16 protein-coding genes and 1 tRNA gene are annotated in these 26,016 nt (G+C 40.1%); 15 read left to right on the forward strand and 2 right to left on the reverse strand.

What is annotated here, in order from left to right; genetic code table 11:
* Nucleotides 1–4: 4 nt before the first annotated feature.
* Together GM418_RS08295 and GM418_RS08300 are read right to left on the reverse strand one after the other, a co-directional pair.
* Nucleotides 5–646: an O-methyltransferase gene (locus GM418_RS08295; RefSeq protein WP_158864999.1), complete on the reverse strand. Its 642-nt coding sequence runs from the start codon at nt 644–646 to the stop codon at nt 5–7.
* Between the two features lie 2 nt (nt 647–648).
* Nucleotides 649–1,878 carry a M16 family metallopeptidase gene (locus tag GM418_RS08300; protein ID WP_158865001.1) on the reverse strand — a complete coding sequence of 410 codons (1,230 nt, stop codon included), beginning with the start codon at nt 1,876–1,878 and terminating at the stop codon, nt 649–651.
* A gap of 153 nt (nt 1,879–2,031) precedes the next feature.
* Here GM418_RS08300 and GM418_RS08305 point away from each other — a divergent pair.
* From GM418_RS08305 to GM418_RS08375, 15 genes are all read left to right on the forward strand, one after another.
* A tRNA-Phe gene (locus GM418_RS08305) sits at nt 2,032–2,104 on the forward strand.
* Between the two features lie 774 nt (nt 2,105–2,878).
* Nucleotides 2,879–3,478, forward strand: coding sequence for an RNA polymerase sigma-70 factor (locus GM418_RS08310; RefSeq protein WP_158865003.1), 600 nt, complete (start codon nt 2,879–2,881; stop codon nt 3,476–3,478).
* Between the two features lie 113 nt (nt 3,479–3,591).
* Nucleotides 3,592–4,590: a FecR family protein gene (locus GM418_RS08315; RefSeq protein WP_158865005.1), complete on the forward strand. Its 999-nt coding sequence runs from the start codon at nt 3,592–3,594 to the stop codon at nt 4,588–4,590.
* 263 nt (nt 4,591–4,853) lie between these two features.
* Entirely contained in the window at nt 4,854–8,132 is a 3,279-nt protein-coding gene (locus GM418_RS08320; protein ID WP_217447740.1) for a TonB-dependent receptor, read from the forward strand.
* 12 nt (nt 8,133–8,144) lie between these two features.
* A complete protein-coding gene (locus GM418_RS08325; protein ID WP_158865009.1) occupies nt 8,145–9,782 on the forward strand; it encodes a RagB/SusD family nutrient uptake outer membrane protein in 1,638 nt (545 codons plus the stop codon).
* A gap of 45 nt (nt 9,783–9,827) precedes the next feature.
* Nucleotides 9,828–10,976 (forward strand): SusE domain-containing protein, encoded by a 1,149-nt coding sequence (locus GM418_RS08330; RefSeq protein ID WP_158865011.1) that lies wholly within the window; start codon nt 9,828–9,830, stop codon nt 10,974–10,976.
* 80 nt (nt 10,977–11,056) lie between these two features.
* Entirely contained in the window at nt 11,057–12,196 is a 1,140-nt protein-coding gene (locus GM418_RS08335; protein WP_158865013.1) for a glycoside hydrolase family 76 protein, read from the forward strand.
* Between the two features lie 87 nt (nt 12,197–12,283).
* On the forward strand, nt 12,284–14,431 hold the full coding sequence (locus tag GM418_RS08340) for a GH92 family glycosyl hydrolase (protein WP_158865015.1): 2,148 nt from the start codon (nt 12,284–12,286) through the stop codon (nt 14,429–14,431).
* A 24-nt stretch (nt 14,432–14,455) separates the two neighbouring features.
* Nucleotides 14,456–15,892 (forward strand): glycoside hydrolase family 125 protein, encoded by a 1,437-nt coding sequence (locus GM418_RS08345; protein ID WP_158865017.1) that lies wholly within the window; start codon nt 14,456–14,458, stop codon nt 15,890–15,892.
* 298 nt (nt 15,893–16,190) lie between these two features.
* On the forward strand, nt 16,191–18,692 hold the full coding sequence (locus GM418_RS08350; protein WP_158865019.1) for a glutaminase domain-containing protein: 2,502 nt from the start codon (nt 16,191–16,193) through the stop codon (nt 18,690–18,692).
* A 17-nt stretch (nt 18,693–18,709) separates the two neighbouring features.
* On the forward strand, nt 18,710–19,792 hold the full coding sequence (locus GM418_RS08355) for a glycoside hydrolase family 43 protein (RefSeq protein ID WP_158865021.1): 1,083 nt from the start codon (nt 18,710–18,712) through the stop codon (nt 19,790–19,792).
* Between the two features lie 5 nt (nt 19,793–19,797).
* Nucleotides 19,798–21,354: a family 43 glycosylhydrolase gene (locus GM418_RS08360; protein WP_158865023.1), complete on the forward strand. Its 1,557-nt coding sequence runs from the start codon at nt 19,798–19,800 to the stop codon at nt 21,352–21,354.
* A gap of 36 nt (nt 21,355–21,390) precedes the next feature.
* Nucleotides 21,391–22,530: a glycoside hydrolase family 130 protein gene (locus tag GM418_RS08365; RefSeq protein ID WP_158865025.1), complete on the forward strand. Its 1,140-nt coding sequence runs from the start codon at nt 21,391–21,393 to the stop codon at nt 22,528–22,530.
* Nucleotides 22,531–22,575: 45 nt separating this feature from the next.
* Nucleotides 22,576–23,565, forward strand: a complete 990-nt coding sequence (locus GM418_RS08370) for a glycoside hydrolase family 43 protein (protein WP_158865027.1) — start codon at nt 22,576–22,578, stop codon at nt 23,563–23,565.
* A 387-nt stretch (nt 23,566–23,952) separates the two neighbouring features.
* A complete protein-coding gene (locus tag GM418_RS08375) occupies nt 23,953–25,986 on the forward strand; it encodes an alpha-amylase family protein (protein WP_158865029.1) in 2,034 nt (677 codons plus the stop codon).
* The last annotated feature ends 30 nt before the right edge of the window (nt 25,987–26,016 follow it).

Below are 26,016 nucleotides of genomic sequence, written 5' to 3' on the forward strand. Positions count from 1 at the left end.
AGTTTTATTTTTTGCGAACAATTGTCATACCATCACGCAGAGGTAGAATTACCTGTTCAACTCTGTCATCATTTTTCAGCAAAGTATTAAACTGAATAATTCCTTTTGTTTGCCTGTCATCGGCAGCAGGTTGTTTTTCCAATACTTTTCCGTTCCACAAAGTATTGTCAGCAATGATATAACCTCCCGGTTTTACCTTGTTAAAAACCGATTGATAATATTCGACATATTCACGTTTGTCCGCATCCATAAAAACAAGGTCGAAGCTATCGTTCAGAGTTGGAATAATTTCCAACGCAACGCCTATCCTTTGTTCCACTTTGTTTTCGATACCGGCTTTGGCAAAATATTGTGCTGCAAACGCCTCCAGCTCATCGTCAATTTCAATAGTTATTAGTTTTCCTCCTTCACTTAGTCCTTTTGCCAGACAAATAGCCGAGTAACCGGTAAATGTTCCCAGTTCCAGAATCCTATCGGGTTGTATCATTTTTGAAAGCATGGTTAAAACCTGCCCCTGTAAATGCCCCGAGATCATTCTTGCACCAAGCACTTTGAGATGCGTCTCCCGGTCAAGTTCTTTTAAAACTTCCTCTTCCGGTTCAATATGTGCCAAAATGTATTTGTCAATTTCCTTTAAACGATTCATAATTATTGATAAACAAGTCGGCTCAAACACTTTTCATCCAGTACAACGTTGGCAACTTCCATTAGTTCTTCCGCCGTTATCGATTCTATTTTGTCGAAAATAACCCGTAACGGGTCTACTTTATTGTATAAAAGATAACTTTTACCGATGGTCAGCATCAGGTCTTCCCGGCTTTCAGTTGAAATCGCAATTTGCCCGACTAGTTGTTTTTTTGCTTTACTTAACTGAACCGCACCAAGCTTTTTATCGCGTAAAAGTTTAAATTCCTTTAAAACAAGTTTATAAGCTTTCTCAAAATTATCCCTGTCGGTTCCAAAATACACATTGAATAGTCCGGTATCGGAGTAGGCGGTGTAATTTGATTCAATATTATATGCCATTCCTTTTCGTTCGCGAAGAGCGAGATTCAACCTCGAATTCATCGACTGACCTCCAAGCAGGTTGTTCAAAAGAACCATCACATTACGTTTTGGATGAGTGATATCAAATGCAATGTTCCCAACAACACAGTGAGTTTGAAATGTATCTTTTTCGAGAAATCTTTCAACCGGGACATACAACTCAAAGCGCTCCCTTTTCTTTTCCCTTTTCTTTTCCCCGACTTCACCAAAATATTTTTCTACAACTTTTATAAGCTTTTCAAAATCGATTTTACCAACCGAACTTATCACCATTTGGTTTGTATGGTAGTTGTTTTCAATAAACTGCAAAATCGCTTTTCTATTGAATTTATTGATATTTTCTGTTGTTCCCAGAATATTTCGTGCAATTGGGTGGCCATCGAAAACCAACTCTTCAAATTCATCAAAAATTAACTCCGAAGGGGAATCTTTGTATGAATTAATCTCTTCTGCTATCACTTCCTTTTCCCTGTTCAGTTCTTTTTCTGGATATGTACTATTAAACAAGATATCCGCGAGCAACTCGGCTGCCCTCTCATAAAACTCGGCCAAAAAAGTGGAATACAGTGTGGTTTCTTCCTTAGTGGTATAAGCATTTAATTCCCCTCCCACATCTTCAATCCGGCTTAACACATGAAAAGCCTTTCGTTTTTTTGTTCCTTTAAAAACCGAGTGTTCTATAAAATGTGCCAAACCGTGTTCCATCTCCGTCTCGTCGCGCGAGCCTGTGTTTATCAAGATTCCAAGATGCGCAACCGGTGAATCGGCAAACTGATGAATAACACGAATGCCATTCTTCAATGTATATGTCAGAAAATCAGTGTCTACCATTAATCGAAATAATGAGCCTGCAAAAGTAAGAAAAGAAAGACTGAACACAAACAAACGTCACCCATTTCATTTTTTTTGTGAAATTTCTGATTTGAAAAAAAAATTCTTTGTGATTTTGAAAAATTGTTTACTTTTGTCACACCAAAATAAAGGGGTGCCATAGCTCAGTTGGTAGAGCAACGGACTGAAAATCCGTGTGTCCCTGGTTCGATTCCAGGTGGCACCACTCCTTTAAAAAGGAAACAATTAAAAACGAGCACTTTTACGGTGCTCGTTTTTTTTCGCCAATATATAAAGCATGAATTATAACAAATCATTAATCTTCCGCTTTCTTCAAACTATATATAAACCAACAATTTGGAGTTTATCTTTCATTTTGTACTTTTACGCCTGAATACTGTAGGACGGATGCCAAAGGTTAAAATTTACGCCCAAAGATTTAGTAAATCGAGAAAATTTATTAGAGAGCTAAATCTGTTGGAAATACCTGAAACAGGGAATAAAATTTCCCTAAATCATAAACTTTATAAGGTAGATAAAGTTTTTCAAACAAATGGTGTGACTGAAATTATTGTAAGCAAATTTAAAAAGTCGTTTCGATTTCCGTTTTAGCTTTTGAAAGCAGTTTCTGTAAAACTGAAATTGAAAAAACTCAAATTTGACTCGTCTTGTAATTTTCACACATGGGATTATTATGCCCGTAGATTTCAATTGTCCAGTCTGCCGGAATCTGCAACACTCCAGAAAACTATTCGTCCCACGAACCTGCAACATCGCCAGGTTTCCCTTTGATAATCGTCTCTGTAAAAAGAATTTTTTGAGATGCTGTCAAAAAATCAATTCCGCTATGTCCAGCGTACTTTTATACAGGAATAAAACATTCTCTTTTAGCTGATTTTTTAAATTAAGTAAATATACTTCAACCCATTAAGTTCAACTTGCTGTTAAATATAAGGTTAACTTTGCGTTGTTATTTCTATATTTGCGCCATTATTTTGGAATGAAAACAAGTGAGAAAGAAATAATTAGAGGACTAAAAAAAGGAGATGAAAGCACTTTCGTTTATCTCTTTAACGAATATTACGTTTCGCTTTGTGCGTATTCCCAAAAATATGTCGGGCGAAAAGATGTAGCCGAGGAAATTGTTTCTGACATCTTCTTTAGCATCTGGGAAAACCGTAAAAAACTCAAAATAAACACCTCTTTAAAGTCCTATTTGTTTAAATCGGTAGTAAACAACTCACTTTACTATTTAAGAAAGCTGGAAAAAGAGAACAAGCTAAAAGAGTTTTTTAGCGACAGAGAAGTAAACAATATTGAGTTTTCCTTCTCACCTGAAGAGGTTTTGGAACAAAGCATTATAAAAAACAATATTTCAGAAAAAATTGAAGAAGCAGTAAACCGACTCCCCGAACAACAAAAAAAGGCTTTTAAACTAAAACGTTTTGAAGGGAAAAAAAATAAAGAAATTGCAGAATTAATGGGACTTTCAATAAAAACAGTAGAAATGCATTTGTCGAAAGCCATGCTAAAACTGCGCGAAGATTTAAAAAATTCACTTCCCGACTTTCTTTTCTTTATATTGTTTAAAAGCCTGTAAATAACCTCCCGACAAAAAGGAACATCCCAATCGACAATAAAAAGATTGAAAAAATTAATTTTTGATACAGGGTTTTTTATAAAGCCACATCATAGTAATGAATAAACTTAAAAATGGACTTTAACGAAGATATTCAAATATCGATAATCCGATTGTTCACAGGCGAAGCCAGCCCTGACGAAAAGAAATCGATTCGGGTTTGGTTAAACCAGTCAGACGGGAATAAACAGCTATACAGCGAGTTGAAAGACTTGTGGCTTGCCAGCGGTATTAAAACAAATGCCGACGAGTATAACCTTGAACAGGCAATTCTGGAATTCAGAGAAAAGACAAATTATAAAAAACAGCAAAACGAAAGTCGCGTTGTTATTTTCAATGTACTTAAATACGCGGCTATTTTTCTGCTGGTTGTTAGTATCCCCCTCAGTTATTTCGCCGGCAAACACAACAATATAGTTGATTCTTTCTCAACAGTAAACTGTGTACCTGGCGATAAATCGATGATTTACCTTCCAGACAGTTCGCGCGTTTGGTTAAACTCAGGAAGTACTTTACAATTTAGCAACAATTTCAAAAAAGGAGAACGTCAGGTTTTCCTTGAAGGCGAAGCATACTTTTCAGTTGTTAAGGACAAAAAAAATCCTTTCACTGTAAAAAGTGGCGATGTTCATGTGGAAGTACTTGGCACCGAGTTTAACTTAAAAGCCTATCCCGATGAAAACCACGTTTCAGCAACCTTGGTTGAAGGAAGCCTGAAAGTAAGCGGATTAGAAAATTCCACGATAATCAAACCCGGTCAAAAGTTAAAATACGACAATCAAACCAAAGAGATGGCTTTGTTTGAACTTTCGGATACTTCACCAGAAACGGAATGGAAAGACGGCCGGCTGGTATTCAGAAATGAATCGTTGGAAGAATTGGAAAAAAAGCTGGAGCGTTGGTTTGACGTTGATATCGTACTGGCCGACGATCAGGTTAAAAAACGAAGATACACCGGAACAATTGAAAGGGAAAGCATCCTGGAAGTCATGTCGTATTTCAGCCTGGCACAATCAGTTGAATACAAAATAGATGGAAATAAAGTAACTTTTTATAATCAAACCAATAAATAACTAAAACAATGAAAACATAGAAAATATTTCAAAAAACACTTCACAAAAAAGATGGGGAAGTCTCGCACACTTCCCCACTAAATAATCAAACCGAAGTTTAACAATTTTAAAGGATCTAATTTATGAATTTTAGTCGAAGATGCCTACCTGGCAAACCGGGAAAGGCAGTGAAAAAATTATTTCTTATTATGAGAATAACAGGATTCTTGATTTTCATTTTAACTTTTAATGTGTCTGCATCAGTTTGGTCGCAGAACACAAAAATGAATGTAAAAGTTGAGAACTCCACACTGCAGGAGCTTTTCACACAGATTGAAAACAAGAGCAACTACCGTTTCTTTTACAACAACGAAGACATTGATGTCAACCGGAAAGTTACCATCAAAATGGAAAATAAATCAATTGGCAATATTCTGGAGGCTGCATTTATTGATTTACCATATACTTTCAAAGAGGTAAACGACAACCTGATTTTAATTGAGAGAATCAAAGAATCAGAGACGACAAAAAGCACACCACTCCAGCAGGAAAAGACAGTTTCAGGGAAAATTACCGATCAGGGTGGACAACCGCTGCCAGGAGTTTCAATTATTATTAAAGGAACCACACATGGAACGGTTACAAATTTTGATGGCGAATATTCGCTTACCGAAGTACCCGAAAATGTTATTCTGCAATTTTCATTTGTAGGAATGAAAACTCAGGAAGTTGCGGTAAATAATCAAACAACAATCAATATTGTTATGGAGGAAGAAACAATCGGGTTACAGGAAGTGGTTGCTATCGGATATGGCAGCCGCCAAAAGAAAAACCTGATTGGTTCTGTTGATCAGATAAGCTCCAGTCTTATTGAAGAAAGACCGGTTGGAAACACCATGCAGGCCCTGCAGGGAGCATCGGCAAACCTGGTTATTCAGCAAAAAAGCATGAACCCAAACGACAACAGTATGAACATTAATATTCGTGGTATCAGCACCATGAATAACAACGACCCACTGATTGTAATTGACGGAATGATTACGGAGGTTGAAAGCTTAAATGAAATTAACCCGGCCGACATTGAAAATATTTCTGTTTTAAAAGACGCCGGTAGTGCAGCAATTTACGGCTCACGTTCGTCAAACGGGGTAATACTGGTTACAACCAAAATGGGTAAAAAGGGCGATAAACCAACTGTTCGCCTTAATTCAATGGTCGGACTTCAGGTTCCCAACCTGCTTTACAGTCCGGTTAAAGGCTACGAAAATGCCTTGCTAAAAAATCAAGCACTGCTAAACGGCGGTTCATCTCCGGTTTTTACACCGGCTGAGATTCGCGATTTACAGGAAAACGGCGACGGAGAATGGTTTCTTGACGGAATCCTGCAAGATGCTGTTCAGCAAAACTACAATGCCAGTATTTCAGGAGGAAGTGAGACATCAACTTACATGATATCAACCGGATATTACAACCAGAAAAGTAACTTCGTGGGCGATTTTGGTGTTGAACGTTATAACTTCCGGACCAATCTTACCAGCGAATATGGCAAATTAAAAGTTGGAGCGTTAATGGCTTTTAACCGTACCATGCAAAATGCGCCAAATGCAAGTGCAGGAACACTCATTGTTGACGGTGGGCGTATTCCTCCTTACTATTATTATAAAATGAAAGGCGAAAATGGCAACTATATTATTAACGATGTTTTGTCGGAATTTAATCCTTTGGGATTGCTTGAAGCCGGAGGATTTCAGAAAAAAGACAATGACAATTTTTTAGGTAATTTAAATCTTGAGCTGGAAGTAGCAAATGGCTTAACAGCAAAAGGAGTTGTTGGTCTGGATTTGAGCGCGAACCACCGTTATATCCGCGGACTTGAGGTTCCGTTTTATTCCAGCGAAACTGCAACTACACCCAACTCTTACGCAAACAGTACCAGAAACACGGAAGATTATAACGAGAAAAAATACATTTTGAACACCCAGTTTCTGCTTGACTATAATCGTACGTTCGACGATGTTCATAACGTTTCTGGTTTGATTGGTGTTTCAAATGAATCGTACACTCGTCAGGCCAACGAAATCAAAATGAAGTATACTGACCGCGATCTAGGACTTCCCGAGTCGGAAACTGAAATTGACCCAACCAGCTACAACACGCCGGCTCAAACACAGGAACGGAGTATATACTCACTCTTTGGCCGTGCCGGATATTCATATCAGGACAAATACTACGGCGAGTTCAGTTTCCGTTACGACGGTTCTTCAAAATTTTCGGAAGATTACCGATGGGGGTTCTTCCCTTCAGTTTCGGGTGCATGGCGTTTGTCTGAAGAAAGTTTTATGGAAAATTACAAAAGCCGCTTCGGCGATCTAAAACTCCGTGGTTCATATGGTGTGCTCGGAAATCAGAATGTTGACGATTATTCTTATTTCACGACTTACACGGTTTATACAAACATTTACGGATTTAATAACAATTCGGTATCAGGTACTGGTTTCGATTTTGGAAACAGCGAACTACAGTGGGAAGAATCGGCTAACTTTAACATTGGTCTTGATGCAACTTTCTTTCAAAATAAACTCTATGTTTCGCTTGATTATTTTAACAAAGTTACGTCCAACATCCTGCTAACACCGGTTGTTCCATCTGTTTTTGGTGGTGCTGTAGCCAAAGAAAATGCCGGCGAAATGAAAAATACCGGCTGGGAAGCTACAATTAGTTATAATGCCAGAACAGGAGCTTTTAACCACAATATCCGTTTAAATATTGCTGATGCAAAAAATGAGGTGACTGATTTTGGTGGCAACGAGCAAATTGACTCCAGCGACCAGATGTTAAAAATCATCCGCGAAGGTGAAGCGCTGGGATCCTATTTTGGATACAAAACCGACGGACTGTTTCAAAGCTACGAAGAGATTGAAAACAGTGCCTTACCTATTGGCGCAACTGTTCAACCGGGCGATGTAAAATATGTTGACACCAATAACGACGGAGTTATTGATGACAAAGATCGACAGATTTTGGGGAATGCTTTTCCGCGTTACACCTTTGGGTTAACATACGATTTGAAATGGAAAGGTTTTGATTTGTCTATGCTCTTTCAGGGCGTAGGAAAACGTGATATGTTTTTGCGTGGTGAATTGGTGGAACCCTTCCATGCCAATTATTCCTATGTAATGTATACACACCAGCTGGACTACTGGACGCCAACCAATACCTATGCAAAATGGCCACGATTATCGGCGCCGGGATCCGCCTCAAACACAAACAACTACCAGAAAAGTTCGGATATCTATATGTTCAGCGCAGCATATGTACGTCTGAAAAACATTCAGTTAGGATACACCATTCCGCAAAAAATTACTTCGCGCTTGGGTATTCAGAAATTACGCATTAGTGCCAATGCACAGAATCTATTTACACTGGCAAAAGTTTCGTTCATCGATCCTGAATCGACAGAATTTGGAAGCAACATGGGTGGAACCGGAGGCACAGGAGCAAACAGCGGACGTAATTATCCCACCTTAAAGTACTATGGGTTTGGTTTAGAGTTGGAATTTTAAAAAAGAATGACAATGAAAAAGATATTTTCAAAATATAGTGCAGTGATAGCAAGCGCCATTCTACTTACGTTTACATCGTGTAATGATTTGGACCTTGCTCCCACGAACAAATTTACAGAAGACAACTACTGGACTTCAGCCGAAAAAGCCAATATGGTCTTAAACATGGCTTACAGTCAGATGTATAACAACGATTACTTTTTCTCAACAGAAGCTTTATCAGACAATATTTACGAAGGACGTGGCTCAAGTTCAGAAAAAGCAATCTCTTCCGGACAGGCAGACGCTTCAAACGGACGTTTTGCCAACGAATGGAAAAACTGCTATGAAGGAATAAAAACCTGTCACACATTTTTGGAAAATGTGGATCGCGTGCCAGACATGGATGATGTATTAAAAACAAGAATGGTGGCAGAAGCCCGTTTTATCAGGGCCTATTTGTTTTTCCGTTTAACTACCTGGTTTGGCGACGTACCTCTTTTTGATCATGATTTAACATTATCGGAATCAAAAGAAATCAGCCGTACTTCGCAAAGTGACGTTTTGGCTTTTGTGCGAAGTGAGCTGGATGCTGTTGCAAGTGTGTTGCCAACAAAAGAAGAATATGCAGATGAAGATATTGGCCGCATTACTTCAGGAGCTGTTGCTGCTTTTAAAGCCCGTACTTATTTGTACAGCAACGATTGGGAAAATGTTGTTACCAATTGCGAAACGCTGATCAATTCAGACAGTTATGGTGACTATACTCTCTTCTCTTCATATGAAGGATTATTTCTTCCTGAAAACGAATATAACGACGAGGTAATTCTTGACCTGGGTTATGTTCCCTCGCTTCGCACCTGGGGCAATTACTACGACCTGGCTCCGCTTTCAGTTGGAGCACGTGTGAACCAGATGGCACCAACACAGGAACTCGTTGACAGCTACGTAATGTTAAATGGAAAACCAATTGATGTAACCGGCTCGGGTTACGAGGAAAATGATCCTTATGTAAATCGGGATCCAAGATTGACGGCCACTGTGGTCTATCATGAATTCTCCTGGCAAAAACCGGATGGCAGCATTCAAACCATTTATATCCAACCGGGAACAGCGCCCGACGAATCAGCTGCTGTTGACGAATACCAGGGACAGGGTACAAACTCAACATCTACAGGGTATTATATGAGAAAGTATTACGACCCAACATCATTGGCGAGCTTTACATCTGGGTTGAACCTTATTCTCATCCGTTATGCCGATGTATTGCTGATGTATGCGGAAGCTAAAAATGAATTGGGTGAAATGAACGAAACAGTGTGGAACGAAACCATACGCGCCATACGTGAACGTGCCGGTTTTACCGATCCTGAAGCATTGGTTTTTGATTCTTCGTGGAGTACTGCCGATTTAAGGTCCATTATCAGAAATGAAAGACGCGTTGAACTGGCATTGGAAGGATTGAGAATATTTGATCTTCGCCGCTGGGAAACCGCCGAAGACGCACTGAATGGCTATCCTCACGGAGCCCAATACGGAGATTCGTCCATTGATGACGGTTACATCCGCCTCGACCAGCGAGCTTTTAATCCGGAGCGCGATTATCTGTGGGCTGTTCCACAATCACAGAAAGACTTAAACCCAAATCTCGGTCAAAATCCCGGATACTAAAAAAACAAATTTAAACTTAGAATAGCATTAAAAATTGATAGAATCATGAAAAAGATATTATTCAAACTAACAGTATTATCTTCTCTAATTTTTGCCTTCCTTGGTTGTGAAGAAGATGAACATCTGAGAGATACCAACGTAACTGCGGTTAACGCTTTTTACGAGCCTGCCGATGGCAAATCAGTAGTTTTACAAAGTTCTGCATCGGCTTCCGTTTACTTTGAATGGGAACCGGCCAAGGCTGAAGACAGCGGAATGGTTTTATACGAAGTGGCCTTTGATGTTGAAGGCGGCGATTTCACAAATCCGATTTATAAAATGGCCAGCGACAATACAGGAGGATACAACCACGCTACTATCTCACATAAACAATTAAATAAAATTGGTGAACTGGCAGGAATTCCTTCTGCAGAAACAGGGACATTAATCTGGACTGTTTTTTCTTCAAAAGGAATCAATGAACTCCAGGCCAACGAGATACGCACAATCGAAATTACACGCCTGGCAGGTTTTGCCGATGTCCCGGTTGATGTTTATGTTACTGGTGAAGGTTCTGAAGGCGGGGACGATTTGTCGCAGGCAAGTTTAATGAAAGGCACAGCAGTTGGAGAATATGAAATTTATACCAAACTTACTGCCGGCGAAGCATACTACTTTACCGATGCTAATTCCGGAACACCAAGACAGTTTTATACTGAAAACGGATTGCTAAAAGAAGGCGAATCAACCAGTACAGTTGCTGAAACAGGTGTTTACCGAATCAACCTCGATTTTAATGTTGGTTCAGCAGTCTATACCCAAATAACCGATGTTCAGTTGTTCTTCTCTCCTTTAAACACAGCATTATTCTCGCTTGACTACCAGGGAAGTGGAGTTTGGAAAGCCAATTCTGAACCCATCGAATTCAAACAGGAAAGTTGGGGACGCGACGAACGATATAAATTTACGCTGACAACAATTAACAGTGCAGGAGATACTGTAACAGAATGGTGGGGTACGCTAAATTCCACCGACAGCCGCCCGAATGCCGACAGCCCTGATTCCTATTATTACATGGCTCCGGCAACCGACGATATCTGGTCCGACAAATGGAAATTTGCCGGCGAAATGGATATGGCTATCGTTGATGTAACGGTATATTTCACTGCCGACGGACCATACACTCACAAAATAGAAAAAGTGGGAGATCAATAGTTGAAATAAAAAACATATTGAATTGGGGCAGGCTTAAATGTCTGCCCCAAAATTATTTTAATAAAAATAAAGTTACAGTAATGAAAAAGATATATTATTTCATATTAATTGCGGTTCTGGGGATGTTTCAGGCATGCGAAAAAGAAGAGACGATAATTGACGGCGGCGAAGATGATGTAATTGACTGGACCACTGCTGCCGACAGTAGCAGCGAAAATTTTATTTATTCGTTCTGGAATACTTCAGACAAATATTTCAACTATGGGAATAATGGCTCAACCGACTTTCATTACTGGCCTCAGGCACATGCTTTGGATGTGGTTATAGATGCTTATTTGCGCACAGGTGATAACTTATATAAAACCACAATCAACGATTGGTATGAAGGTGTGAATGCAAAAAACGGAAACACTTTTTTCAATGTATTCTACGATGATATGGAATGGAACGCATTGGCAATGCTCCGTGCATACAATGCTACCAACGATGAGCGTTACAAAACAGCAGCTCTTTCGGTTTGGGAAGACATAAAAACCGGCTGGAACGACAATGCAGGTGGTGGAATTGCCTGGAAAAAAGACCAACCTTACAGTAAAAATGCATGCTCCAACGGACCTGCTTGTATTTTGGCAGCCCGACTGTATCAGCAATTTGGCGACGAAGCCGATAAAGAATGGGCAATAAAAATTTACGACTGGGAAAAAGAAGTACTGTTCAACCCTGCCAATGGTGCAGTTTACGACAACATTGACAGCAGAACCGGAGACATACAAACTTCCTGGATTTTTACTTACAACCAGGGAACGTTTCTTGGCTCGGCATTGGAACTCTATAATATTACCGGCGAAAAAGGTTATTTAAACGATGCTCAAAAAGCCGCCGATTATACACTGAATAATCTGGTTAACAGCAACGACCGTTTGTTAAAAGATGAAGGCAATGGCGACGGCGGTCTGTTTAAAGGAATATTCGTAAGATATTTTACCCAACTAATTCTTCACCCCGATGTGTCAGCAGGAACACAAAACCGCTATCTGCAATTTTTGAAATACAACGCAGAAACACTTTGGACAACAGGAACAAACAAACAATTGGTTTTATACGGAACATACTGGAAATCGAAACCGGGCACTACAACAGACTTAACCACACAAACAAGCGGAGCTATGCTGATTGAAGCAGCTGCTTTGCTAAACGAAGAAGGATTATTATCAGAATAATCTGTTAAAAAATAAATTGCAATACAAAAACCGACTGCAAAAGATCTTGTATCTTTTTAAACAACTGTTAAATTTCGACCTGTTACTATGAAACCAATTCTTTTTATTCTGTCAACCATCGTTGTTTTAGCAAGCTGTAAATCCATTTCCGAAAAACAACTTACTAAATACGTGAATCCATTTTTGGGAACAGCCCCTCTTACTGACAGTGTTGACGTTGGCTACAATCCTCCAAAAGACTGGCGTGTTTGGGCCGGACTAACCTATCCCGGCGCCTCATTGCCCAATGCCATGGTACAGTTAAGCCCAATTACCGAATGGCACAGCGGCGCTGGGTACGAATACGAAGACACAACGATTTATGCTTTTACTCATACAAATAAAGGCCACTGGAACTTGTGTCACATTCCAATTCTGCCAGTTACAGAAAATTTTGAAGTAAACGACTTCGGGTCCACTTTCAGTCACGAAAATGAATCAGCTGAACCAGGTTATTATCAGGTTTATCTGGAACGCTATGAAATTAATACAGAGCTGACAACAACATTACATTGCGGCTTCCACAAATATGAATATCCTGAGGAAAAACCGAAGAAATTGATTGTAAATCTCTCGCAGTCAAACGAAAGGATACGCGACTGGAATATTGACCAGGAAGGAGATAATGTTTTTAAAGGCTTTCAAAACACAGGCGAAAATATTTATTTCTATGCCAAAGCAAACCAGCCAATTTCGAACCTTGAAATTTTAGGTGAAGAACGTCAGCAAATCGCTGTAATTTCATTTGACAGTTCCAACAACCGCAAAACTTTGGAAATTCAAATAGCTCTTTCGTACGTAAATACAGAAAATGCCAAACAAAACCTGGAAGCTGAACTTTCAGAAAAAGATTTTACCGAAGTAAAAAAAGAAGCCTCGGAAATATGGGAAAAGCTGCTTTCAAAAATAAAAGTTACAGGCGGAACCGAACGTCAAAAAGAACTTTTTTACTCCTCACTGTACCGCTCATTTTTGTGGCCGGCATTACGCAGCGATGTCAACGGTGATTTTACCGATGCCGGCGGAAATGTCGTAAACAAAGGCTTTCGCTATTATACAAATCCTTCATTATGGGATACCTACCGAAATAAACTGGTTCTGCTCAGTATGTTATCACCCGCTGTCACCGCCGATGTTATTCAGTCGCTAATCGATAAAGGAGAAAAAACCGGTTTTATGCCCACCTTTTTTCATGGTGACCATGCTGCACCTTTTATTTCCGGCTCCTATTTGCGAGGTATTAAAGATTATGACATAAATAGCGCCTACCAGTTGCTGCTGAACAATGCGACCAAAGAAGGTGGCACACGACCATATATTTCAGAATACGTTAAAAAAGGATATATTTCAACACCTGAAGTTGAAAATCCACATGTGGAAACCAAAGCAAAAGCAGGAGTTACCAAAACGCTGGAATTTGCTTATGACGATTATGCAGTAGCATTGCTTGCCAAAGAGTTGGGAAAAACAGACGACTACAAAATGCTAATGGACCGTACAAAAAATTATAAAAATCTGTTTGATCCGTCTACCGGTCTAATGCGGGGGAAACTGGAAAACGGAGACTGGGTCAGTAATTTTAATCCTGAATATCCCTACTACGAATACATGTACCGCGAAGCCAATGCATGGCAATCAACCTTTTTTGCGCCACACGACACCAAAGGCCTGATTGGCCTTTATTCTAACAAAGAAGAATTTGAAAACAAACTTGATTCGTTGTTTTCTATTCCCTGGAATGGAAATTACATCGCACGAAACGTTTCATCTTTCATCGGGCAATACTGCCATGGAAATCAACCGGCCCACAGTGCACCGTATCTGTACACTTTTATCGATAAGCAGGAAAAATCGCAGATTATGCTCGACAGTATTATGAATCATTTTTACGGAATGGGAGAACACGGACTGGCACTCTGCGGGATGGATGATGCAGGCGAAATGTCGTCGTGGTACGTTTTTGCTGCCATGGGATTTTATCCTTACTCCCCCGCGAATGCAGAATATATCGTTTCTGTTCCTGTATTCGATAAGATTGAGTTAAATTTAACAGGTGAAAAAAAATCTGTTATTCAAAAAGAAAATAATGGCAAAAAAATCAAAGAGATAACCTTCAATAAAGAAAAAATTAACAGCTATTTTATTTCAGACAAACAATTGAAAACCGGAGGGAATATTATTATCAAAACAGAATAATCAACAATATTAAGATACTGAAAGATGACAAAAAGGAGAGAATTTATAAAAACCGGGACCTTAACCGTAGCAGGATTGGCTTTTGCCGGAACTTCAGGAGTGTTGGCAGCTTCGGGTAAAAAAGGCTATACAAGCAACAGACCGGCAGTGAGCAAACGTAACTTCACATCAAAAGCCGTGGAAAAAGCTATTGCAGAAACAAAGGCAAAAATTAAAGACCCAAAACTGGCCTGGATGTTTGAAAATTGTTATCCAAACACATTAGACACAACAGTGGAGTTTGGAACCAAAAACGGAAAACCTGATACTTTTGTCATTACCGGAGATATTCATGCCATGTGGCTTCGCGATTCCACCGCACAGGTTTGGCCTTATTTACCATTAACCAGCGAGGATGAGCAATTAAAAAAACTGATTGCCGGAGTTGTCAATCGTCAGACACAATGTGTTTTGCTCGATTCTTACGCCAATGCCTTCAATAAAACAGAAAAAGAAGAGGTTCACTGGATGAGCGACCATACGGATATGAAACAAGGTCTGCATGAACGAAAATGGGAGATTGATTCGCTTTGTTATACTGTACGGTTAGCCTACAACTACTGGAAAATAACCAGCGACGCCTCCGTTTTTGACAGTGACTGGCAAAAAGCTGCCAAAACAATTGTTGAAACATTTAAAACCCAGCAACGAAAAGACGGCTTAGGCCCGTATAAATTTGAAAGAACTACAGCCAAACAATTGGATACTTTATCAAATAACGGCTGGGGACGTCCGTTAAATCCGGTTGGATTGATTAACTCTGCATTCCGCCCGTCGGATGACGCAACGACTTACGGCTTTTTAATCCCTTCGAATTTATTTGCGGTTGTTTCATTAAGACAGCTGGCGGAAATTAGTACCAAAATTACCGGCAATAAAACCTTTGCAAAAGAATGCAACGAACTTGCAAATGAAGTAGAAAATGCAATAAAAAAATACGCCGTCGTTGAGCATCCCAAATACGGAAAAGTGTATACTTTTGAAGTAGATGGCTTTGGCAACCACACATTTATGGACGATGCCAATGTACCGAGTTTACTGGCACTACCCTATCTTGGTTTAGTGGATAAAAACGACAAAATTTATCAAAACACACGCAAACTGGTTTGGAGTGAAGATAATCCATACTTTTTTAAAGGAAAAGCAGCCGAAGGGATTGGCGGTCCACATGTGGGGTATAATATGGTTTGGCCAATGAGTATCATTATGCGGGCCAATACCAGTTCCTCCGACAATGAAATAGCATGGTGTATTAAAACATTGCGTAACACGGATGCGGATACCGGTTTTATGCATGAAACATTTCATAAAGATGACCCTGCAAATTTTACCCGCTCCTGGTTTGCCTGGGCAAATACACTTTTTGGTGAATTAATTTTGAGATTGATAAATGAGGGGAAAGAAAACCTGTTAGAAATTTAAGACAGCTTCTAAGGTTCAAAACAGATTTTTTACCTTCTCTTTGACGGGAATAAAAGAATAACGAAATAAAAGTGCTTGTCCAAAAAGTAAAATAAATTAAAATGAAACTTTCATTTTATAACCAGCTTTCGTTTTACCCCTCCAAACCTCCCCTAAAAAGGGAGGCTTAAAGTCCCCTACAGGGGATTTAGGGGTAAGAAACAAAGCGGTTGCTTACGAATTGTAAGTTAATACCATTATGAAATGACTTTTTGGACAACCTCTTCAATGCAAACAATAACCTTTGAAAATAAACAACATGTTAAAATCACCTTTAAATCGAATCGTCGCAATTTTTATTGCCGGAATTTTTCTGGGAGCATGTGTCTCTCAGCAACCTGAAAAAAAAGAAGAAGCGGGAGCTGAATTCCGTGCACCGGCTTATCCTTTAATTACCATCGATCCCTATACCAGTGCATGGTCAACAACAGACCAGCTTTTCGATTCTCCGGTAAAACACTGGACAGGCCGCAATCATTCATTAATTGGAGCTGTGCGCGTTGACGGGCAAACGTATCGTTTTTTAGGAAAAGAAGAGATCCCGTTACAACCGGTTCTTCCCAACGCAAAATACAAAGCATGGGAAGGGAAATTTGTGACAAACACACCGGTAGCCGGTTGGGAAAAAACAGATTTTAATGACGACAACTGGAAAACCGGAGAAGCAGCCTTTGGAACAAAAGGGATGGATCAGGCGGGTACAGTTTGGGAGACCCCTGAAATATGGGTTCGCCGTGAATTTACCTTGTCGGAAAATGGTGCTACAAAACTGTATCTGGTCTATTCCCACGATGATGATTTTGAACTTTATCTGAACGGAACCGAAATTGTAAATACAGGCCGGAGTGCAAAAAGTAATGTTGTCCTGGAATTGGATAAAAGTTTACTAAACAAGGGCAAAAACACAATTGCAGCTCACTGTCTCGACCGTGGCGGGTTAGCCTATGTCGACTTTGGCATTTTTAAAGAAAGCGAACAAAAACAAATTTTTGCACAAACAGCCATTCAAAACAGTGTGAAAATTACTGCCACACAAACCAAGTATAGCTTTACCTGTGGCCCTGTAAACCTGGATATTGAATTTGTTTCGCCATTATTAATGAACGATTTGGATATTCTTTCCCGTCCGGTGAATTATATCAACTATGAAGTAGCATCCAATGACGGGAAAAATCATAAAGTGGAAGTATACTTTGAAGCCACTCCCGAGTGGGCGGTTAATGAACTGAGCCAGGAAATAGAGGTAACAACCGGCAAAACCGGCAACATCAACTTTGCCAAAACCGGAACGACAGAGCAGCCAGTTTTAGAAAAAAAAGGCGACAATGTACGAATCGATTGGGGCTACTTTTATTTGGCAGCACAGGAAAAAGAAGGCAACACAATAGCAGTTGGTGATTTTGATGCCATGAAAAATTCATTTGCTGAAAACGGGACATTAAACTCTTCTGAAAATGAAATCACAACAATTATGACCAAATCGATGCCGGTACTGGCCTGCGCTGACAACCTTGGAAAAGTTTCTTCAAAACCGGCAAAGGGTTATGTTATGCTGGCATACAACGACATTGAATCCATTCAGTATTTTGGGAATAACCTAAAAGCCTGGTGGGCAAAAGACGGAGCCGTGAGTTTTGACGAAGCTTTAACATCTGCTGCGAATGATTATACAAATATTATGATGCTGTGTGATGCAACGGATGCAAAAATCTATGAGGAAGCATTGTCTGCCGGAGGTGAAAATTACGCGCGGCTTTGTTTGCTGGCGTACCGTCAATCTATTGCAGCCCACAAGCTGATAAAAGACAACGAAGGAAACACGCTTTTCCTTTCCAAAGAAAATTTCAGTAACGGTTCTATCGGAACTGTGGATGTTACTTATCCTTCCGCTCCTTTATTCCTTAAATATAATCCAGAGCTGTTAAAAGGAATGCTAAACCCGATTTTTTATTATTCGGAAAGCGGAAAATGGACCAAACCTTTTGCTGCACACGATGTGGGAACTTATCCAAAAGCAAACGGCCAAACCTATGGCGGAGATATGCCGGTGGAAGAGTGTGGAAATATGATAATCCTTACAACCGCCATTGCCAATGCTGAAGGAAATGCCGATTACGCAGCCAAACACTGGGAAGTATTAACAACCTGGGCAAATTACCTGATGGAAAATGGGCTTGATCCGGAAAACCAACTTTGTACAGATGACTTTGCCGGACACTTTGCCCACAACGTAAACCTTTCGGCAAAAGCCATTATGGGAATCGCCGGATATGGAAAGTTAGCGGAAATGCTGGGCAAAACAGATATTGCAGAAAAATACACCACCGAAGCGAAACAAATGGCGCAGGAATGGAGAAAAATGGCTGACGATGGCGACCACTTTCGGTTAACTTTTGACCAGCCGGGAACCTGGAGCCAGAAATACAACCTGGTTTGGGATAAATTACTGAACCTTGGAATTTTCCCTGAAGGGGTAGCGCAAAAAGAAATAGCCTACTATCTTACCAAACAGAATAAATATGGTTTACCGTTGGATAACCGCAGAACCTATACCAAAGCCGACTGGATTGTCTGGACAGCTACATTGGCAGACGATATGGCTACCTTCCAAAAGTTTGTCGATCCGTTGTATGGTTTTGTAACAGAAACACGAGATCGCGTTCCTATGTCCGATTGGTATGAAACGCCTGACGCAAAACAGGTCGGTTTCCAGGCCCGTTCTGTCGTTGGAGGCTACTTTATTAAAATGTTGGAAAAATAATTTTTGAACAAGCAATAATGCATCGATTTCTTTTACTTTCTCTTTTCATTTTTACAAGTTTTATCTCGTGTCATCATAAAACAACTTCTCAAGAAAATAAGGCCGTACAAATTGATGAAACTTTTACAAATCCGGTTTGGGATGGAGCAGACCCGTGGCTAACAAAACAAGGTGATAATTATATTTATTGTTTTTCTGCAAATAATGGTATTTCGGTTTCCCGTTCAAAATTAATGACAAAAAAAGGGGAAGTAAAAGAAATCTGGCAAGCGCCGCAAAGCGGTTGGAACAGCAACTGCATCTGGGCACCTGAAATTCATTTTATCGAAGGACATTGGTATGTATATTATGCAGCAGGCAAATCAGGGCCGCCTTTTATTCACCAGCGAACCGGAGTTTTGCGCTCGAAAACTGATGATGTTTTTAGCGATTACGAAGATATGGGGATGTTAAATACCGGCGATGAGCCAAACGACATTTCAAAGAATATCTGGGCCATTGACATGACCGTTTTTAAACATCAGGGAAAATTGTATGCAGTATGGTCGGGCTGGTTAAAACAGATGGATACAGATGCAACACCTCAGCACCTTTTTATCCAGGAAATGGAAAATCCGTATTCGCTGAAAGGGAAACGTGTGTTGCTTTCGTCGCCTGAAGAAAGCTGGGAAACCGGTGGCCCGTTAAATATAAATGAAGGTCCAGAAGTTCTCCAACACGCAGGCCAGATTTTTATTATTTATTCCTGTCGTGAATCGTGGCTAAAACAGTACCGCCAGGTAATGCTGCAACTAAAACATCCGAACGATGATCCGCTAAATCCCGAAAACTGGACAAAAAAAGGCCCTGTTTTCGAGGGAAACGAAAAAGTATTTGGAGTGGGGCACGTTTCATTTGTAAAATCGCCCGATGACAGTGAAGACTGGATTATCTATCACTCAAAAAAAGACACCGTTCCGGGCTGGGACAGAGACGTGCGGATGCAACAATTTTTGTGGAATGAAGACGGAACACCTAACTTTGGAAAAGCAACTGCTGCCAGTGTTGAAATTAAACGTCCGTCGGGAGAAGTTGAAATGGAAAAAAATGGTAACTTTTAAAAATAATGAAACGAACTGTACTACTCCTGGCAACATTAATGCTACTTAATTTATGCACGCATCCGGCAAAAGAAAAAAAGAAAGCATTTTATTCCAATCCGGTTATTGCCGGTGATTTTCCGGATCCTACCATTATCCGCGTAGGAGACACGTACTATGCAGCCGGAACAAGTAACGATTTTGCTCCAAATTACCCCCTTTACGAATCAAAAGATCTCATCAACTGGAAACAAATTGGTGCTGTTTTTAATCAGCCACCGGAATGGGCTTCTGAGGATTTTTGGGCTCCTGAACTATTCTGGCACAACGAGACTTTTTACATGTATTATACAACCAAACGAAAAGACAACGGAATCGCATGTATTGGCGTGGCAACAACAAAAAATATTCATAAGGGTTTTGCCGACCATGGAATCATTATCGAATGGGGAGAAGAGGCTATTGATGCATTTGTATTTCGTGACGACGACGGAAAATTGTACATCACCTGGAAAGCTTATGGTTTGACCCCAGGTAGGGATATCGAGATATTGGGTTCTGAATTAAGTGACGATGGGTTAAGTCTAAAAGGTTCGCATTTTACTCTAACAGATCATGAAAAAGGCTGGCAAGGCGCTGGTGACGAAGGACAATGCCTGGTAAAACACAACGACTATTATTACATGTTTTATTCTGTTGGTGGATGTTGTGATAATCGCTGCGATTACCGTGTTCGGGTAGCCCGCTCAAAAAATCTTCAGTCGGGATGGGAGCAATTTCCTGAACCAATTTTAAAAGGTGGAGATGAGTGGCGTTGTCCTGGGCATGGCACCCTGGTAACCACCCCAAATAATCGCTATTTCTATTTATACCACTCATATAATTCAACTGATTTTGAATACATTGGAAGACAGGGAATGCTTGGTGAGGTACTATGGGACGATCAAACCGGATGGCCGTATTTTAAAAGCAGAACTCCCGCTGTTAGCGCTGAAGTTCCTTTTGACAACACTGCGCAAAAAAGAGATTCTGTTTTTTATGATGATTTCTCTTCAGATAAGAATTTTACGTATTGGGAATGGGACGTTAATTACAAAAAGCCGAAAACGAAAATTAAAGATGGAGAAATAATTATTGCTCCGGCAGAAGATGGGATTAATTTTTTGGGTCTTCGCCCTGAAACCGGCGATTATAAAATGACCGCAGAAGTGATCCAAACAAATGACTTGGGAGGAATTGGAATTTACAGTAACCGGGATTTTATGATTGCACTTACAGTAAATAAATCAGAGCTAGTACTCTCACAAATACAAAATGGTGAAAAAGAAATCTTAGCGCAAGAGTCAATCAAAGAAATGGGAGCAGTTTATCTAAAATACGAAGCCACTGACGGGATGTATTTCCAGTTCTTTTGGTCGGAAAATGGGAAAGATTGGGTACCAATAAAAATTGGGAATGAATATCAGGTTGATGGCACATTTATAGCCCAGTGGGGATATTCACCGCGTGCAGGATTTATTGTGAATGGGAAAACGGGCAATAGCTCTCATTTTAACGGTTTAAAAGTAGAATATACGTATTAGTTAAAACCAAACTATAAACCTGTTAAACTAAATAATATGAAAAAACAGTCATTGAGGTACCTGGTGCTGATTTTTACACTTACTCTTTTTGTATGCTGCCAGCCAAAAAAACCTGAGGTAGCATTTAAAAGTTGGGTTATTGGTCCGTTTGAAAGACCGGAGGGTGTAAATCCAATCATCACTCCTTCAGAACAAACTTTTTTCTGTCCCTTAACCAATGATACTATTCCATGGGAAAATGGCGATACATTTAATCCGGGAGCAGTTTTAAAAAACGATACCATTTGTATTTTGTATCGTGCCGAAGATCAATCCGGTCAGGGAATCGGAATGCGGACTTCGCGGCTGGGTTATGCACAAAGTGTTGATGGTACCACCATCGTGAAACGGGCTGATTCGCCGGTTTTATATCCAACCACCGACGATCAACAAGCGGCTGAATGGCCCGGTGGGTGCGAAGATCCGCGCGTTGCTGTAACCGAAGACGGTACTTATGTAGCTTTGTATACACAGTGGAACCGGGAACAGGCACGGTTGGCAGTTGCGCACTCCAAAGATCTGATTCACTGGATCAAATACGGTTCTGTTTTTGCAAAAGCCTACGACGGAAAATTTGCCAAACTTTTTACCAAATCCGCCTCGGTTGTTACAACGCTAAAAGACGGGAAACTGATTATTACAAAAGTAAATGGAAAATACCTGATGTACTGGGGAGAACAAGGTGTTTTTGCCGCCACATCCACCGATTTAATCAACTGGGAACCGTTGGTAGATGAAAACGAAGAGTTGATTGCACTGGCCCGGCCACGTAATGGTTTCTTCGATAGTGATTTGACTGAATGTGGCCCGCCCGCTGTGCTTACCAACGATGGAATTGTGCTGATTTACAACGGGAAAAACAAATCGGGTGCTGAAAGTGATACCACCTACACGGCAAACGCCTATTGCGCCGGGCAGTTTCTTTTTGATAAAAATGATCCTTACAAAGTGCTCGACCGGCTGGATAAACCTTTTTTAGTTCCCGAAGAATCGTTTGAAAAAAGCGGCCAGTACCCCGCAGGAACTGTATTTGTGGAAGGACTGGTTTTTCATAAAAATAAATGGTTTCTTTACTATGGTTGTGCTGATTCACGTGTTGCAGTGGTGGTTTGCGATGAGAATAAAGTTCAACCATGAACTAAAGTGCTAAATACCAGATAATTTAAAAATATTCAAGACAAAATGAAGAAAATAATTCTCAAAAGTTCGGTATTAATTTTTATAGCTTTAGTCGCGCTTTCATTAGACGGAATATCACAGGAACAGACATCGGGCAACCCGGTTTTTGATGGCTGGTATGCAGATCCTGAAGGAATAATTTTTAATAATGAATATTGGATTTATCCGACATATTCAGCTCCATACGAAGAACAGGTTTTTATGGATGCATTTTCTTCAGCTGACATGGTTCAATGGACAAAACATAAAAAAATTATTGATACAACTGCGGTTAAATGGGCCAACCGGGCCATGTGGGCACCGGCAATTATTAAAAAGGACGGACATTATTTTTTGTTTTTCGCCGCTAACGATATACAAAGCAACGATGAAAAAGGCGGCATTGGAATTGGAATTGCCGAACAACCTGAAGGTCCTTACAAAGATTATTTAGGTAAACCGCTGCTGGACAAATTTCATAATGGCGCACAACCTATAGACCAGTTTATCTTTCACGACAAAGATGGTCAGTATTACATGATTTACGGAGGCTGGCGGCACTGCAACATTGTAAAAATGAAAGACGATTTTACTGGTTTTTTGCCTTTTGAAGATGGAACTGTTTTTAAGGAAATTACACCCGAAGGATACGTGGAAGGTCCGTTTATGTTCATCCGAAACGGAAAGTACTATTTTATGTGGAGCGAAGGCGGCTGGACAGGACCGAACTACAGCGTGGCATATGCGATTGCCGATTCACCGTTTGGTCCGTTTAAACGCATTGGCAAAATATTGAAACAGGACCCTGAGGTCGCAACCGGAGCCGGGCATCATTCAGTAATTCAAATTCCGGGAAAAGACGAATACTACATCGTATACCATCGCAGGCCGCTAAGCGAAACCGACGGCAACCATCGGGTGACTTGTATCGACCGTATGGAATTTGATGAGAACGGATTTATAAAACCCGTAAAAATTACTTTTGAAGGAGTGAAAGCAAGACCGCTAAAATAGATAGGATTTGTATTTTTGGGCAGCACTTTATCTTTTAGAACGATACTTCTCAATGATATAAAAAAAATCAAATGATATAGCCCCCCGACTCCTTATCGTTTCCAGACTCAAAGTAACTATACAAGCAAGAAAACATTTTTATTCTGTCGTCTTAAGGGCTGAAGGCCTTAAGTTTTCAATGCTAAAGCTATTGTTAATCCCGGTAAACGTAAAAACTATTACACCGGAAACTCCGGGTTAACATTCTTGCGAAAAAGCACTTTATTCTTTTATAACTTCTTAAAATATTTAATTTTGGAATTCGAACCAACTAAAATTCAGGAATTGATAAAATTATCTCCCTTAATATCTATTTTTAATCGAAGTAAAAACCGCAAACCATTTCATATGAATAAAAGAAATATCCTGCTCTTTTTTATCGCTATTCTGCTTTTTTCGTGTAGTGAGGAGAAAACAAAATTTGATGTTTACCTCGATGGCGCTGAAGTAAAAATTTCAGGGAACAAAATTACAGCAAGTACAGGTTTAGCTACCCGGCAATGGAAATTTACGGATTTGGGGCTTACAACCACTTCGTTTTCCACAAAGGACGCGGAATTTGTAAACCAGGATTCAAACGATTGTGATTGGAAATTTAACTGGATGCCGGCAGATGAAAAAGCAGAACTTATAAATGTTAACGTTAAGGTTGACAACGATGAAGGATTTAACGATGATTTTATTCGTACGACGGTGGAGTTTTATTACCCCGTTTCTAAACTGGGTTTACTATTTGATATCTGGACTTTGCCGGGAGCTCCCGGATTTCGCACAAGGATTTCACTAAAAAAACTTGATCCTTCTGATCGCCCCGGTGAGTTTACAAATGGCACTATTGAACAAATAAATTTTGATACATCGTTAACAAAGGCAAAGGCAATTGGATATTATAACGATACTCAGCACAGAAACACAGCCGAAACACCAATACTAAAAGAAGAGGATTTAAACATTGGCACGACAGATATTGTGGATTGGGCCAATGTTATAATGCTTTCCAATGGTGAAAATTGGCTTTCTTTTGTAAAAGAGTCGCATAAATGTGTAAACCGGCAAGGGGTAAATACTGGTGGTTTTAAACTACAAGCTGGTAAACTTGAAGTTACAGGAACAGGGTTAGACAGCCTTCATTTAACCACAGATTATCAACCATGCTGGGCAACCTGGAGTATCGTCAATAAGGGGAACAGTACAGATGCAAAACTGGCAATTAAACAATTCGACCGGAAACGTTACATTATTGATCCCGAACGGGATGTATATATTATGTCGAATACCTGGGGAAGTAGTTCTTCCGGGGCAAACTCGAGATATGCGTCGCGCGAAGAAAATATTCTAAAGGAATTAAAAGTTTCAAACGAGCTGGGTTTGGACATCCTGCAAATTGATGACGGATGGCAGGGAATTCAGTACAATAAATGGGAACCTGTAAAAACTGCCATATATAAAATTTCGGACTCAGATGCCGTATTACCCGAGAATACAGAATATGAAGTTTATCCGGAGGGATGGGAAAATGTAAGAGAAGCGGCAAAAGATGCGGGAATAAAACTCGGACTTTGGGCGGCATGGACAATCCCTTACGAGGATTTGGTTCAGAATTACGAAATGGGAAATTTTAAATCATTCAAACTCGACTTTGCAAAACTTAACGACTATAAAACGTTGTCTGATTTTGAGTCAAGGGTAAGAAATTTTGTCCTTGCCACAGACCATAAAGTACGGGTGAACTGGGATGTAACTGAAAATGCTCCACGCATCGGATATTATTTTGGCCGTGAATACGGGAATATTTATCTTGAAAACCGCAAACCGGTATTTCCGCCCAATGTCGTTTACCAACCCTGGCTGGTTTTGCGTGATGCCTGGCATGTAGCAAAATATACCAACCTAAATAAATTCCAGGTAACTTACCAAAATATCGATATGATCCCCCATGAGCTTAGCGATGCATACAAATACACCCATGATTATACATTGGCAATAACCCTGATGGGCAGCCCGATATTTTTTCAGGAGATCCACTTGTTAACGGATGAGGCAAAAAGCGCCCTGAAACCATTGTTGGAAACCTACAAAAACGTGCGCGATGAAATGTATCAGGGCTACGTGTTTGCAATTGGAGATGAACCCAGCAATGCATCCTGGACTGGGTTTCAAAACTATCAGCCCGAAACACAAACCGGATATTTAACATTATTCAGAGAGATAAATTGCCCGAACAGCAGCTATAATTTTCACCTTAATTTTATGGAAGGGAAAAATGTACAATTTAAAGATCTTATTACGGGCCGGGAATTCGACATCACTGATTTTAAAAGCCTCCCTGCCGAAATGGAACAAGGAGCATATAAATTTTTAAGCTATCAGGTAGTTAATTGAAGCTGCAAAACAAAATCATTTGCTACTGCA

It is taken from the genome of Maribellus comscasis, from assembly GCF_009762775.1.
GTDB classification, from domain to species: Bacteria; Bacteroidota; Bacteroidia; order Bacteroidales; family Prolixibacteraceae; genus Draconibacterium; species Draconibacterium comscasis.